Below are 13,191 nucleotides of genomic sequence, written 5' to 3'. Positions count from 1 at the left end.
GGAATGGGGAGCAGGGGGAGCAGGGGGAGCAGGGGGAGCAGGGGGAGCAGGGGGAGCAAGGGAAGAATAACTATTAATTATTGACCAATGCCCCATGCCCAATGCCCCATGCCCCATGCCCAATGCCCCATGCCCCATGCCCAATGCCCCATGCCCCATGCCCAATCTTGAGTAGTGACAGTTTACTAAGACATTGCAGCAGCGATCGCTCTGATATTGCTAAATTAGCTAAGGAAATCAAAATCAAGGCCAGCTAGCTGCTTTTCAACAATGGTATCTATTCCTACTCCCTTCTCGGATATTCAAAACCATTGGGCACGCTTATTTATTACAGCCTTAGCCCAACGTAGTATTGTCAATGGATTGCCTAACGGCACTTATCGCCCCGATAATTCTGTTACCCGCGCTGAATTTGCCGCCATCATCGCCAAGGCATTTCCCACAGTTTCTAAGAAGCGGCAGTATGTCCCCTTTGTTGATGTAACTACTAATTATTGGGCAGCAGCAGCCATTCAAGCAGCTTACGAAAAAGCATTTCTTAGCGGGTTTCCTGATAAAACTTTCCGTTCAGCTAACCGAATTACTAGGGTGGAAGTTTTAGTTTCTTTGGTAGGAGGCTTAGAAATTGCCACCCAGGTAAAACCTGACCTCCTCTCACAACTTCCACAAATTTATCAAGATTCTGTTCAAATTCCTGGGTATGGTAGAAATCAGGTAGCTATTGCCACTAGTGCTGGATTGGTGGTTAGTTCCCCAAATATCAAATTACTCAATCCCAATCTCGCAGCCACCCGTGCAGATGTGGCAGTGATTATTTATCAAGCTTTGGTGTATTTAGGTCAGGCAGAAAAAATTGCCTCTATTTATCTAGTGCAGCCGCCAATACTTACGCCCACGCCAATACCAACACCAATACCAATACCAACACCAATACCAATACCAACGCCGACACCGACACCTGTCGGTAGCGTTAGGGTAAATCATAGTCGGGAATTCCGGGGAGCGTGGGTAGCATGTGTGTGGAATAGTAATTGGCCTTCCAGGGCAGGACTTTCTGTTGCCCAACAAAAAGCTGAACTCAGCGAGATTATTAGTAAATTACAAGCGCTAAACTTCAATGCCCTTATCTTCCAAGTGCGACCAGAGGGAGACGCTTTATATGAATCTCAATTAGAGCCTTGGAGTGCTTGGATTACAGGAACTCAGGGTCAAGCACCAGAACCATTTTATGATCCTTTAGCGTTTGCGATCGCAGAATGTCATAAGCGCAATATTGAACTTCATGCTTGGTTCAACCCCTACCGCGCCAGCACTTCTACCGACCCAGCTAAAACAGTCCGTCCCCACATAGCAGCTACCAATCCAGAAAGCGTTTATTTGTGGAAAACTCAACGCTGGATGGACCCAGGACTGAAAATAGTTCAGGACAGAGCTTATAACGTAATTCTTGATGTAGTGAAGCGCTACGATGTTGATGGCATTCACTTAGATGATTATTTTTATCCATATCCCATCGAGGGGCAACCTTTCCCCGATGACAAAACCTACGCTGCATATAAATCAGCTGGTGGTACACTCAGCCTTGGCGACTGGCGACGAGATAATGTTAACAGAATGGTACAGCGCCTCTGGTTAGGAATTAAAGCAACCAAACCTGACGTTAAATTTGGTATTAGTCCCTTTGGGATTTATCGCCCCGGACAACCCACTGGTATTACTGGGTTGGATGCTTATAACGTGCTGTATGCCGACGCGAAGAAATGGCTAGCAGAAGGCTGGATTGATTATATCGCGCCTCAACTTTATTGGCGCACAGACCAACCACAACAAAGTTATTCGGCGTTGCTAAAGTGGTGGACAGAGGTAAACACAAAGCAAAGACACGTTTACGCTGGTAACAATCTGACAGAACCAAGCAACAAGAGTCGGGAGAGTGATGAGATTGAAAAGCAGGTGAAAATTAGTCGTAGCCAAGCTGGACAGTTGTCACTAGGGAATATCTTCTTTAATGTCGGTGTTTTGACAGAAAATAGTCAGGGCATTGCTGATAAATTCCAAAGTCTGCTTTATAACAAACCTGCGTTACCTCCAACTTTGTCTTGGGAGGATACAACACCGCCCTCTCCACCCATTGGACTACAAGTCAATAACCGCAAACTGAGTTGGCAGCCTGGTGATAATCAACCAGTTCGTTCCTGGACACTTTATCGGCAAACTGGCGATACTTGGACAATTCAACGAATTTTGTCTGCTGGCACAACCTTCGCTACCGTCCAACAAGCGGGAACTTATGCCGTGTGTGCGGTGGATAGATTGGCGAATGAGAGTGTGGGAACAATTATTACAGTTAGTTAAACCAAAGTGCTATCTATGAGTGCGATCGCTTGCTCTTGTGGGCTTGATTAACGGGAAAAGTCAGTCCTGCTACATGACTAATCGGTCTACAAGGTCAGCTTTGCGAAGAAATTATTAAACCAACCTGATTCTTTGCGAAAAAGGGAGATGTAAATCAGATGAATAATTAGCAGCTCAAAATTATAAATTTTGCAGTTTGCAGACAAAACCTAATTACAACCACAACAAATTCACTTAGGAGAATATTTCCAAATGGCTGAAATTAATATCTACAAACTGGATTCCGAAATCTCGGTGACCGATTTAGATGACAAAGAATGCAATGAAATCACAGGTGGTTTAGCGACAGCTTCGTTATCAACAGCTTCGTTAGGGATAGCTTCGTTATCGACAGCTTCGTTATCGACAGCTTCGTTAGGGATAGCTTCGTTATCGACAGCTTCGTTAGGGATAGCTTCGTTATCGACAGCTTCGTTAGGGATAGCTTCGTTATCGACAGCTTCGTTAGGGATAGCTTCGTTAGGGATAGCAAAACTTGATGTAGGTTTTGTACTATAACACTGATGAGAATGGTTCTACGGCTCTCCTTAGAGGTTGTTTGAAAAATGGTTAGTTGTAGATTTTAGGCACTTATTGATCCCCCCTAGCCCTCCTTAAAAAGGGGCAACCGGAATCAAAGTCCCCTAATTTATCGGGGCACTTAAGGTGTCCAGAACATTTTACTATCCACAAGAGAATTTTTCAAACATCCTTTTATGCTAGGGGAAGGAAACTTTAGAAAAGAGGAGCCTCAATCTACATGAAGTTAAAACTAACTTTTTTGTAGTAAGGAGACCTTTTATACTCGTTCTGGGCGAACCTTGCGTTCGCCCACTTATCAACATTTAGCCCTTAACATCTCTTACGAAAAAGGTTAAGCCTAACAGCCCCTCAGCGTGGAGACAAAGCATACCCATCTCATCTCTTAAATAGCTGACCACTAAGTTCTGAATGCTCACATTTTTCTTGGAATAAGAATTAGTAAAGTGATGACTCAATCTATAGACTGCCCCCGTAAAATCACAATGCAAGCACCAGTTCTTTTCATCCCAAACGTTTTAGATGTTGATTTTTGTAAACACCTCATTAACATTTGGGAAACTGAAGGAAATGAAGATACTACTCACCTGATTGAGGAGAACGGAAAATGGAATGAACGTATTGACTACAAACAAGCTGTTCGACGAAACCATAAGCTTAAAGAAGGAGAGACACTGGAGCGCCTTAAACATTCCATTCGGAATCGGGTTCGCCCTGAAATCCAGAAAGCGTTTCATTTTCAAGTTACTCGATTTGAGGGTTTTAGTATTTTTGGCTATGAGGCAAGTAGTGGTGGATACCTGGGTCTACATCGTGACAATTGTACAGAAAATACTGCCTACCGTCGCCTTTCTATGACTATTAACCTGAATGCAGGGGAATATGAAGGGGGATATCTAAGGTTTCCAGAGTACGGGACAGATTTATACCAGCCGGAAACAGGCTGTGCAGCAATATTTTCGAGTTCGCTGCTCCATGAGGTTACAGACGTGACAAAGGGACGACGCTTTGCGCTTGTATCATTTTTCTATAGTGAAAAAGAAGCTCAGTTAATTGAGGAGTACAACCGCAAGGTGAGGGAGGTAGAGAGCCAAATGCAACCCGTTTCGGCACAGTGACCCCTAGCACGGTTAAAAGCATTTCAAATAGGGATACCAAGTCCAGCAATTTGATAAATTCTCAAAAGGGGAATAATTCACCAAAAATCCCTCTTCTAGATGTTTGAGGGATTTTTTTTTGCATCTCCCTCTATTTGGGGTAAATATAGCACAATACAGTTCAGTTAAGGCTAAAACTCTTTGTCCATTTTTTAACGTAGACGCTGCATCGGCTTGCCGCAGACTACCGCAGAGGCGCAGAGGAAACAGAGAAAAGAGAAAAAATGCTTAACCCAAGCGTATTGAAATATAGTGTATCGGTTTGTCTGTGATAACTGGATGAAAAATTAGGGATTCACCTTTCGGTAGATTTAGACGGAATCATCAAAACTGTATATTTGGATGGGGTAACACATAATTTGCCACAAAACCTCATGCCAAATCAGTAATTTCTATATCAACAGATGAAATATTGATTGAATTCTAGCTAATTTGTTCCTTAAGTTCCTCATAAGCCATGACATCCCCTGAGCCTCAAACCGATTTTGGAGAAAAAGCTCCACAAAACTCATTTGAGCCACCTTCTGGAAAACGGCGGTGGCTTTGGGTTTTAGCTGGACTACTATTGTTAGGGGGCGGAGCAACTCTAGTTTGGCGTTTGCTCACTCCGCAAAATTTAGCACCTTCAACTGCTAATGCTCAACCTCAAGGGGTAAGAGTCAAAATATCGACAGTACAAAGCGGCATTATTGAGGAAAGTTCAGATTTTATTGCTAGCCTAAAATCCCAGCGCTCAGTCACGCTCCAGCCGAGGATTCAGGGTCAAGTTACCCAGATATTTGTCAAATTGGGAGATCGAGTCGCAGCAGGAGCGGCAATTCTCCAAGTAGATCCTACATCACAATCAGGTATCAGTGGAAGCAATGCTGTGCCTCAAGGATTTTTAGTGCAACTGGAAAATGCCCGCGCTACACTCAAATCTCTGGAAGCACAACGACCATCCTACGTTGCAAATGTGCAATTGTACCAGCAGAATTACGAAAAGTTTGTCACCCTAGCTGAGGAAGGAGCCGTGTCTCGACAGACTCGCAATCAGTTTGCTGATAGGCTCGCCAATGCTAAGGCTAATCTTGATGCAATTGATTCTAGAATTCAAGCACAACGAGCCAACATATTGCAGGCTGAACAAACTTTGCAGCAAGCTAATGTAAATATTCCAAAACAACAAGGGAACCTCCAGTCCGACAAAATTACCGCTCCCTTTAGTGGCACAGTTGGCAACATCGCTGTGAAAGTAGGTGATTTAGTTAATACTTCTACACAATTAGTTAATATCGCGCAAAATCGACCTTTAGAAGTCAACATCTCTGTGCCATTACAGCAAGGGCCCCAACTGCGTAAGGGAATGCCAGTGGAGGTTATGAACACACAAGGTCAAAAGCTTGGTAGAAGTAGGGTATTTTTCATTGCACCTACTGCCAATAATGAAACACAAGGAATATTGATCAAAGCACTTTTTGACAACCCTAATGGTCAGTTACGTGCAGATCAATTGGTAAGAGCTAGAGTATTCTGGAATCAGCGCCCTGGAGTTTTAATTCCCACAACAGCAATGACTCGTGTAGGTGGAGACACTTTTGTTTATGTAGTTGAAACAGAAACATCTCCCCAAGGTGTATCTCAACAAGTAGCTCGGCAAAAGCAAGTGAAGCTAGGCGAGATCAAAGGTAATAATTACCAAGTTATTGAAGGTTTACAGCCAGAAGATAAAGTTATTATCTCAGGGTTGCTCAATCTTAGGGATGGTGTTGCGATCGCTCCAGAATCTTAATTAAAGGGAGTGGGGAGTGGGGAGTGGGGGAGAAGTCCTCAATCTTGTCTTTTACCAATGCCCACCAAGAGCCTTAACTATATAGCGATCGCTCCTACCCTGCGGGTACTCCGTTGGAGAACTCGTAGAGTAGCCGCTATGCGTCTATGAAAGTTTAAGATATAACTCGTTTTGTCAATAGTGATTACGCTGTAAATTATCTATGCTATCGAGTATCTAATTAAGCTTTATACTAAATTTTAAGGCAAGGATGAACGATGCTTTTAAATATGCGTAGGCGTAGCCAGGCTTGTCTACGAGACGCTATGCATAGCTTGCTTCCCCGTAGGGGTACGGCATCGCAGGCTGAAAATTTGCGTTTCTGACCTCGGAATGAATGTTAAGCACCATTACTTATTGACAAATGGTTAATTACCTTAACCTGTCAGCAATGAGTAAAAGTAAGCAATTACTTGATTGCATAACGGAGGTAAACAATTATGTCAGTGAAAATCATCCAATCTAATTGGGGTTTAGTTTTAACTTGTTTACTTGGACAGATAATGTTGTTTGCTGCGCCAGTACAAGCTGGAGTGGAGGGCAAAAGCTACGATGTGAATGTTCAGTCGAGTCTAGGAGATAATTTTACTGCTTGTTTTGATTTTGACTTCAACGGTAACCTACGCTTTCTTGGGCAAGAGGCTATTTATAGCGGTACAAATCTAGGTCAGGATCAGAGAAATTGGCAAGCAGTCACAAAACCATTTTCAGAAGTAAGTATCGCACTTAACGGTGAAGTAAGAGGAGACTTTGTTCCAGATCGGAGGATAAATGGTAATGCTATCAATTCCAACGGCACTACTTTTACATTTAATGGAACACGCTTATCTGGGACAATATGTCCGCAGTTTCAGATTCAAGGGGAAGGTCTAGAAAATCCCTTCTTCAGATGATTTAATCTAGGCAGATTTGATAAACCAGATGAGCTTTTGGTTAACGAAGACAGATAATTTATAAAAGATGTTTGTAGGCTATGGTCAAGACAATACCTGCGTCATCAGCACTTAAATTCTGTCAAGTTCGGTAGGGCGATTGCGTTTACATCAAAGAACACTCAGGCATTCAATTTAGCTCAACATATTCAACAATATTCGCCAAGCCGCATCAAACCTTAATCTGCCGTCAAGAGGGCACGTATTCTTACCTCTTGCAAAGTATTTTCATTTTTCCCGCCTGACGGTTACTTGAAGTCGCTGGCGGGATTTTGCCTAGAATGAAGTTGGCATTTGACAACGCGATCGCTAAATTTAACCTTGCTACAGTACGTTAACAGCAGATAATCACTTTGGTGAACCAAAATAAAACCAGATTAATCTATGGCATCAATAGCGGGGAAAGTTGCAATTATTACTGGTGCATCGCGGGGAATTGGACGAGCGATCGCACTAAAATTAGCTGGTAACGGCGCATCTATTGTCGTTAACTATGCGGGTAATGCAGGCAAAGCACAGGAAGTTGTTGCAGAAATTGAAAAGTTGGGAGTAAAAGCGATCGCTATCCAAGCTGATATTAGCAAAATACCTGACATCCAACGGTTATTTGAGCAAACACTTGAGCGCTTTGGTAAAGTGGATATTTTGGTCAACAACGCCGGAATCGCCTTCTATAAACCAATTACTCAGGTGAGTGAAGAAGATTTTGACACGATTTTTGCCATTAACGTCAAAGGCACTTTTTTTGCTTGTCAACAAGCCGCGCAACATATATCAGAAGGGGGACGGATTATCAACTTTTCCTCATCAACTACGGCGATGATGCTGCCAACTTATAGTGCCTATGTAGGAACCAAGGGTGCTGTTGAACAAATCACGCGGGTACTAGCTAAAGAATTAGGTGCAAAAGCGATCGCAGTTAATGTTATTTCTCCTGGCCCCACCGATACAGAACTGTTTCGAGAAGGCAAAACACAAGAACAGATAGACCGATTGGCCCAAATGGCTGCGTTTGGCAAACTGGGAGAGGTACAAGAAATCGCCGACGTAGTAGCATTTCTCGCTAGCGACGAAGCTAGGTGGATCACTGGGCAAAATATTCGGGTAAACGGTGGAATCGCTTGAATTTAAGGAGATTGACGACTGGGCATTGGGCATGGGACACTCAGCATTAGTTATTCCTCTTGTCTCCCTTGTCCCTTTTGTCCCCAGTCTCCAGTCCGCTTTAAGAGGTATCAAAATGCCTATCATAGCCAAGAACAACGATGTAATTACGGTCATAATTATCTTTGCAGTCGAACCTGAACGTCAGCAGGAACTGATAGATAATATTGTGGAATTTCTCGAAACAGGAGTAAAACACCAGCCTGGTTTTGTCTCATCCAACATTCACAAAAGTATAGATGGCGTGCGGGTAATGAACTATGCCCAGTGGAAAACTCAGGAAGACTACCAAGCATTTGTGAACAATTCCGAAATCCGAAAGCTAGGAGCAAAGGTTTTCCAGTTCCATATCCACGAGTCCCATGTCTACGAAGTCGTCGTTTCCCTACCAGATGATGCCACACTCAAAATTACCAAAGGTGGTTTGATTCACCTTGCAGAATTCCGGGTAAAGCCAGAAAATCAGCAACGCCTAGTGGAATTGGAGAGGGAATACCTACCACTTGGATTACAAAATCCAGGACTTCTATCTGGTAATTTCCACCGTTCCCTGGATGGCGTACACAATGTGAACTATGGTCAATGGCGCAGCTTTGCAGATTTCGAGGAACTACTGAAAGATCCAAAGTATGCGCCCTTGGGTAAATATTGGCAAGGTCTGGCTGAAAACGAGTTTCATCTCTACGAGGTTGTGTTCACTGAACCTGCTGATTGATTGGAACCTAAGTTAGTAGCGTAGGAATTGTCAGTCTTGTCAAGGTAAGTAAGAATTAGACTGCAACTTCCATTCATTCGAGCTTTTTACTCCGCGCACCGAGCTTTTTACTCCACGCACCGAGCTTTTTACTCCGCGCACCGAGCTTTTTACTCCGCGCACCGAGCTTTTTACTCCACGCGCCGAGCTTTTTACTCCACGCGCCGAGCTTTTTACTCCACGCGCCGAGCTTTTTACTCCACGCGCCGAGCTTTTTACTCCACGCGCCGAGCTTTTTACTCCACGCGCCGAGCTTTTTATATCATGTCCGCTTGATTACTTATTAAACCCGAAGAACCCCACCCCGCCAAAGCTATGCTTTGTCTCCCCTCCCCGCAAGCAGGAGGGGTTGGGGGTGGGGTGTAATGACTGTGGTTAGCGTAACTATTTATGCGGACATGATATTACTCCACGCGCCGAGCTTTTTACTCCACGCGCCGAGCTTTTAAACGCGATACTGAATAGAAGAGTTCGGAGATTCAGGAGTAAAACAGGCTTTATATTTGGTTTTGAGACCTAAGTTCTCTACCTCACGCTTGTTACAAACTGCTGTATTTCCATTCATGGAAAGAATGCTTAGATTTACATGAGTTTGAGCCTTAACTCAACTGTATTGCTTTATATACATGGTAACTAATATGAATTCACCAGAAGATAACAGCCAGTTTGAACGACAGAGGCCAATTTATCGAGAGCTAAATTTTCAAATTATTTGTGCAGTTGCATTGATTGCTGTTATCGGAGTTTCTAGCGTTGTCAGACGAAACAATCGAATATTGGACAAATACGTTCAGAGAGTGAGAGTATTTTCAATGCGACGGTCGGGGATGAGCCACATAACTGCAACCAGAACGTATAGTATACAGGCAAACCATGAGTTCACAAAGGCAAGTGGAATTGCCACTGCATACAACACCACCGATATTCTTCCCTTGAAATCTCGGCCCACTGCGATCGCTAATGTCGAATCGCTGCCATGATGAGAAATAAGGGCGCGGGTAAGGATGAAGTAAGCCAACGCAGACAGCAACAATACCGTACCATAAAGGGCAACTGGCATAGCGGCAAAGTTATTCTCGCCCATCCAGCCAGTGACGAAGGGGATTAGCGACAACCAAAACAGCAAATGCAAATTCGCCCAAAGAATACGCCCATTAACGTGTCGCACTGCCTGTAGGAGATGATGGTGATTGTTCCAGTAGATACCGAGAAAAATAAAACTCAGCACATAGCTGAGAAATACTGGAATCAAGGGACGCAGCGCGACTAAATCGAACCCATGCGGCACTTTGATTTCCAGCACCATAATGGTGATGATGATGGCAATCACTCCATCACTGAATGCTTCTAACCTCCCTTTTCCCATTTACGCATTCCTTTTTTATTTACTTGAAAGTAAGTTGTGACACTCTGCACTTTATCGTACCAAGTAGCCGCCGTTGAAGAAAATTGTCTGCGCGGTGATCTTTGATATGCTGTGGTTGCTTTCCCTTAAGCTACTCCATACCCTGTATACGGACGCTTATACGGCGGATGTAAACCCAGAATAATATCCTCCTTCGGCACGCCAATTTCTACTAATTCTCGCGCAATATCTATATCAGTCATATTGCGCTGAATCCAAATCTTTCCATCTTTAATATCCAAATGGATGATACAGTTGTAAACTCGCTTAAATCCCTCCCAGCCAATTTCTAAAAGCTGGTAGTGGTCATGTTCTGTATCAAACACAAGCTGAGACTCAATATCTGAATTGCCACTCTCAAAAGTAGCGTGAGACATTAATATTTGGCGGATGCTTTGGCGATACTGTTCTATTCTTTCCATTCGACAATCACCTCCTGAAGTGGATCATAACTTACCAACTTCACTTGATAAAGCTTGACAGCTTCCTGAGTGAATCGCTCCTGAAAAAACGACTCAAACGTATCGACGGGAATTGCTAAATATAATGTTCTATCTGGTTCACTCATGTGTAATGCAAGGCGATAGTTCAAAAACTGCCCCAGTGCTGAGTGAAAGTCAGTGATGACAGAGCTATTAAGAAAGCTTTTGATTTCAACTGCTATTTTTCGCCCCGCCTTATCAGCTGCAAGGATTTTTTCTGCCGCTAAGTCAATCTCAAACTTTACACGCTCAATCTTTATTTTTAGCGGATCTGCTGTAATCACCCATTGCTCTTTTAACAGTGCTTGTTTGACAGCATCATGGAATAGGTCTTTGGCAGCCATTTGTCCTCACATTGAAGCGATCGCAAAATATTTAATTCTCACTGGTCAATTTCCGCCGTAATTCCCGAATAGCAGCGCTAGTATTACGCTCATAGGCAATTTTTAAACACTCTGTTACTACCTCTGAAACATTGATGTTGGGGAAATAGCGGCTACTGGTTTCAACAGTATAGCGTAGACGCGTTCGCAAAGCGTTGCCGCAGGCTAGCGGCTTGTCGTAGACATCGCCTTGCAATCTGTAAATCACAAGCTGATTCTTTCTAAACAACCAAACTTCTGGTACTCCATAAGGCAGGTAGTCATTTACATCGGTGTAGCTAGTGATGTCTATCTCCACCACTAAATCGGGGGATGGATCAACGCCCCAATTAATGCGGTTTTTACCTGCGATTGCTTCCCAGTTTTCAATATAAAAACAGTAGTCTGGTTCTATACCACTTTCCTGTGGCAGTTCCATTGTGATGGGGGTAAATGCCTCGTATTCTCGTCCCAGATGATCGAGCAAAACTTTGACTACATCTGCAATTACACTTACTTTTCGCCCATGTTCTGGTAGCGGTGCCATCAAAAGAATTTCTCCATCTCGATACTTAATGCGAGGAGAGGAGCGATCGCCTAGTTGTTCATTCAGTGCTTGATAGTCTTGCCAACTTCCGGGTAGGCGTACTACTGCGCCTGGAGGCAAATGGATTGTATCGGGTGTGACAACAGCAAACATAGAACTGAATCTCCATCTCTACTGTAATATTTATAGGACTTATACCAATTCTGTATGAAGATGCGCCAAATTATATGAGGAACGAACCGCAAAGGGCGCAAAGGACACAAAGAAAGAAAGAAAGAAAGAAAGAAAGAAAATTTGGCGCAGCTTCACAAAGAAATAGTATTACGCAGTGAAAACCTGAAACCTCGTCGATCCCCCCTAGCCCCCCTTAAAAAGGGGGGATCTGAAGAGCTAACTTTTTAAGGGGGTTGGGGGATCTCTTCTGCGTAAGTCCTAATTTAATAATTTAAATATCAACTGCTACGGCTGAAAAATACAGCAGCGACAATAATTAAACCTAAAAGTGCTAAGGGAACCCAAAGATTAGGGATATCTGACAAACTCATATTTAAATTACGAATTACGTTAGCGTAGCGGGGCGTAGCCCATTACAAATTACGAATTATCTTAAGCCGATGCCTCCTTTAGCGAATTCTTCAACAGTTTTCTGTGAGAATTCGTGAGTAGCGATCGCTTGCAACATTGCCAATGGTAAAGTCAAATGATCCGCCCCAGCTTGCAATGAAGCGGCTGCTTCTTCGGGAGATTTGATACTAGCTGCCAAGATTTCCGTATCACTGCCTTTGAGTACGCTAGCCATATCTCGCACCAAAGCAATACCATCACCTAACAACCGCGTAGCTCGATTTACATAAGCTATGGCAATTTGAGCTCCTGCTTCCCTTGCTACTGCTGCCTGTGCTGCACTGTAAATCGCTGTCACTGAACAGGTAATTTCTGACGATAGACTCGCCACCACTTCAAAACCTAACGGTGTTGCGGGAATCTTCAAAATTGTTTGTGAACCAATAATCTCGAAAGCTTTTCTACCTTCAGCTAACATCCCAGCTTTATCAGATGCCACAAGTTGATAGTATAACGGGCCATTCGTCAAGGCAACCAATTTTTTGAGCGTGGTTTCTGGTGGGGTATCGCTTTGAGACAACAGCGTGGGATTTGTGGTAATGCCTTTCACCCATCCCCAAAGCTTAACAACTTCAGCTTCAGATGCGATCGCTGAGTCTAGATATAGTGCCATAATTTTTCCTGAATCGATTGTTAAAATCAATTTACCAGATGTGCAACTTAGACTTTCTTATGTAACAAAATATTCTGCACTATTTCCTAGCCCTTGGCATACTATTGATTCAGGACTGCCATCGGGAGGCAGTTCAGAGCAGAATATTTTCCGAATCTATATCCCGAAGATATTCCTAATTATATTCGACGTAATGAGCTTTTATTTGATGGTAAGAAGTGGAGATATAAAACACCTCACCAAAAAGTGTTTACACCTAATGGTGAGTACAACTTCGTAGTAACCCAAGTTGCGGGTTATTAACCTCCAAGAGCTTGCGGTGGAAAGTCGTGCGATCGCTCACGACAAAGTGTGCAGTCGCGTGACCGCAACCGCCACTTCAACTAACTCAAATACCGAATGAGATT

The 13,191-nt window shown here is 43.4% G+C and carries 14 protein-coding genes; 9 read left to right on the top strand and 5 right to left on the bottom strand.

The features are described 5' to 3' along the window. The first annotated feature begins 80 nt into the window (after window positions 1-80). The 9 genes from LC586_RS28155 (at window position 81) to LC586_RS28115 (ending at window position 8,712) form a co-directional block, all read left to right on the top strand. Window positions 81-257, top strand: a complete 177-nt coding sequence (locus LC586_RS28155; protein ID WP_229488516.1) for a hypothetical protein — start codon at window positions 81-83, stop codon at window positions 255-257. 13 nt (window positions 258-270) lie between these two features. Then, on the top strand, window positions 271-2,355 hold the full coding sequence (locus LC586_RS28150; protein WP_229488515.1) for a glycoside hydrolase family 10-like protein: 2,085 nt from the start codon (window positions 271-273) through the stop codon (window positions 2,353-2,355). A gap of 252 nt (window positions 2,356-2,607) precedes the next feature. After that, a complete protein-coding gene (locus LC586_RS28145; RefSeq protein ID WP_229488514.1) occupies window positions 2,608-2,913 on the top strand; it encodes a hypothetical protein in 306 nt (101 codons plus the stop codon). 470 nt (window positions 2,914-3,383) lie between these two features. Further along, window positions 3,384-4,052 (top strand): 2OG-Fe(II) oxygenase family protein, encoded by a 669-nt coding sequence (locus tag LC586_RS28140; RefSeq protein ID WP_229488513.1) that lies wholly within the window; start codon window positions 3,384-3,386, stop codon window positions 4,050-4,052. A 496-nt stretch (window positions 4,053-4,548) separates the two neighbouring features. After that, window positions 4,549-5,862, top strand: a complete 1,314-nt coding sequence (locus LC586_RS28135) for an efflux RND transporter periplasmic adaptor subunit (RefSeq protein ID WP_229488512.1) — start codon at window positions 4,549-4,551, stop codon at window positions 5,860-5,862. A 9-nt stretch (window positions 5,863-5,871) separates the two neighbouring features. Next, a complete protein-coding gene (locus LC586_RS28130) occupies window positions 5,872-6,012 on the top strand; it encodes a hypothetical protein (protein ID WP_229488511.1) in 141 nt (46 codons plus the stop codon). 329 nt (window positions 6,013-6,341) lie between these two features. Then, complete coding sequence (locus tag LC586_RS28125) at window positions 6,342-6,794, top strand: hypothetical protein (RefSeq protein WP_229488510.1); 453 nt, start codon at window positions 6,342-6,344, stop codon at window positions 6,792-6,794. 423 nt (window positions 6,795-7,217) lie between these two features. After that, entirely contained in the window at window positions 7,218-7,958 is a 741-nt protein-coding gene (locus tag LC586_RS28120) for an SDR family oxidoreductase (RefSeq protein ID WP_229488509.1), read from the top strand. A 115-nt stretch (window positions 7,959-8,073) separates the two neighbouring features. Further along, a complete protein-coding gene (locus LC586_RS28115) occupies window positions 8,074-8,712 on the top strand; it encodes an antibiotic biosynthesis monooxygenase family protein (RefSeq protein WP_229488508.1) in 639 nt (212 codons plus the stop codon). Window positions 8,713-9,541: 829 nt separating this feature from the next. Here LC586_RS28115 and LC586_RS28110 read toward each other — a convergent pair. The 5 genes from LC586_RS28110 to LC586_RS28090 form a co-directional block, all read right to left on the bottom strand. Beyond that, on the bottom strand, window positions 9,542-10,117 hold the full coding sequence (locus LC586_RS28110) for a TMEM175 family protein (protein WP_229488507.1): 576 nt from the start codon (window positions 10,115-10,117) through the stop codon (window positions 9,542-9,544). A 125-nt stretch (window positions 10,118-10,242) separates the two neighbouring features. Further along, the gene (locus LC586_RS28105; RefSeq protein WP_229488506.1) at window positions 10,243-10,578 is read right to left on the bottom strand and encodes a XisI protein; all 336 of its coding nucleotides are present in this window, start codon (window positions 10,576-10,578) and stop codon (window positions 10,243-10,245) included. Beyond that, window positions 10,566-10,982 (bottom strand): XisH family protein, encoded by a 417-nt coding sequence (locus LC586_RS28100; RefSeq protein WP_229488505.1) that lies wholly within the window; start codon window positions 10,980-10,982, stop codon window positions 10,566-10,568. Before LC586_RS28100 ends, LC586_RS28105 begins: the two co-directional genes overlap by 13 nt. Before the next feature lie 31 nt (window positions 10,983-11,013). After that, window positions 11,014-11,700, bottom strand: a complete 687-nt coding sequence (locus LC586_RS28095; protein WP_229488504.1) for a Uma2 family endonuclease — start codon at window positions 11,698-11,700, stop codon at window positions 11,014-11,016. A gap of 448 nt (window positions 11,701-12,148) precedes the next feature. After that, a complete protein-coding gene (locus LC586_RS28090; protein WP_229488503.1) occupies window positions 12,149-12,784 on the bottom strand; it encodes a transaldolase family protein in 636 nt (211 codons plus the stop codon). Window positions 12,785-13,191 lie beyond the last annotated feature (407 nt).

The organism is Nostoc favosum CHAB5714 (genome assembly GCF_020829495.1).
In the GTDB taxonomy this organism is placed as follows: domain Bacteria; phylum Cyanobacteriota; class Cyanobacteriia; order Cyanobacteriales; family Nostocaceae; genus Nostoc; species Nostoc favosum.
Note: the sequence above shows the minus strand (reverse complement) of the source record. Positions and strands in the feature narration are given on the sequence as shown.

What these genes read in the sequence shown, in the direction of transcription:
- LC586_RS28150 (WP_229488515.1), top strand. Translation starts at nt 271, where the DNA reads ATGGTATCTATTCCTACTCCCTTCTCGGATATTCAAAACCATTGGGCA.
- LC586_RS28145 (WP_229488514.1), top strand. Translation starts at nt 2,608, where the DNA reads ATGGCTGAAATTAATATCTACAAACTGGATTCCGAAATCTCGGTGACC.
- LC586_RS28140 (WP_229488513.1), top strand. Translation starts at nt 3,384, where the DNA reads ATGACTCAATCTATAGACTGCCCCCGTAAAATCACAATGCAAGCACCA.
- LC586_RS28135 (WP_229488512.1), top strand. Translation starts at nt 4,549, where the DNA reads ATGACATCCCCTGAGCCTCAAACCGATTTTGGAGAAAAAGCTCCACAA.
- LC586_RS28125 (WP_229488510.1), top strand. Translation starts at nt 6,342, where the DNA reads ATGTCAGTGAAAATCATCCAATCTAATTGGGGTTTAGTTTTAACTTGT.
- LC586_RS28120 (WP_229488509.1), top strand. Translation starts at nt 7,218, where the DNA reads ATGGCATCAATAGCGGGGAAAGTTGCAATTATTACTGGTGCATCGCGG.
- LC586_RS28115 (WP_229488508.1), top strand. Translation starts at nt 8,074, where the DNA reads ATGCCTATCATAGCCAAGAACAACGATGTAATTACGGTCATAATTATC.
- LC586_RS28110 (WP_229488507.1), bottom strand. Translation starts at nt 10,117, where the DNA reads ATGGGAAAAGGGAGGTTAGAAGCATTCAGTGATGGAGTGATTGCCATC.
- LC586_RS28105 (WP_229488506.1), bottom strand. Translation starts at nt 10,578, where the DNA reads ATGGAAAGAATAGAACAGTATCGCCAAAGCATCCGCCAAATATTAATG.
- LC586_RS28100 (WP_229488505.1), bottom strand. Translation starts at nt 10,982, where the DNA reads ATGGCTGCCAAAGACCTATTCCATGATGCTGTCAAACAAGCACTGTTA.
- LC586_RS28095 (WP_229488504.1), bottom strand. Translation starts at nt 11,700, where the DNA reads ATGTTTGCTGTTGTCACACCCGATACAATCCATTTGCCTCCAGGCGCA.
- LC586_RS28090 (WP_229488503.1), bottom strand. Translation starts at nt 12,784, where the DNA reads ATGGCACTATATCTAGACTCAGCGATCGCATCTGAAGCTGAAGTTGTT.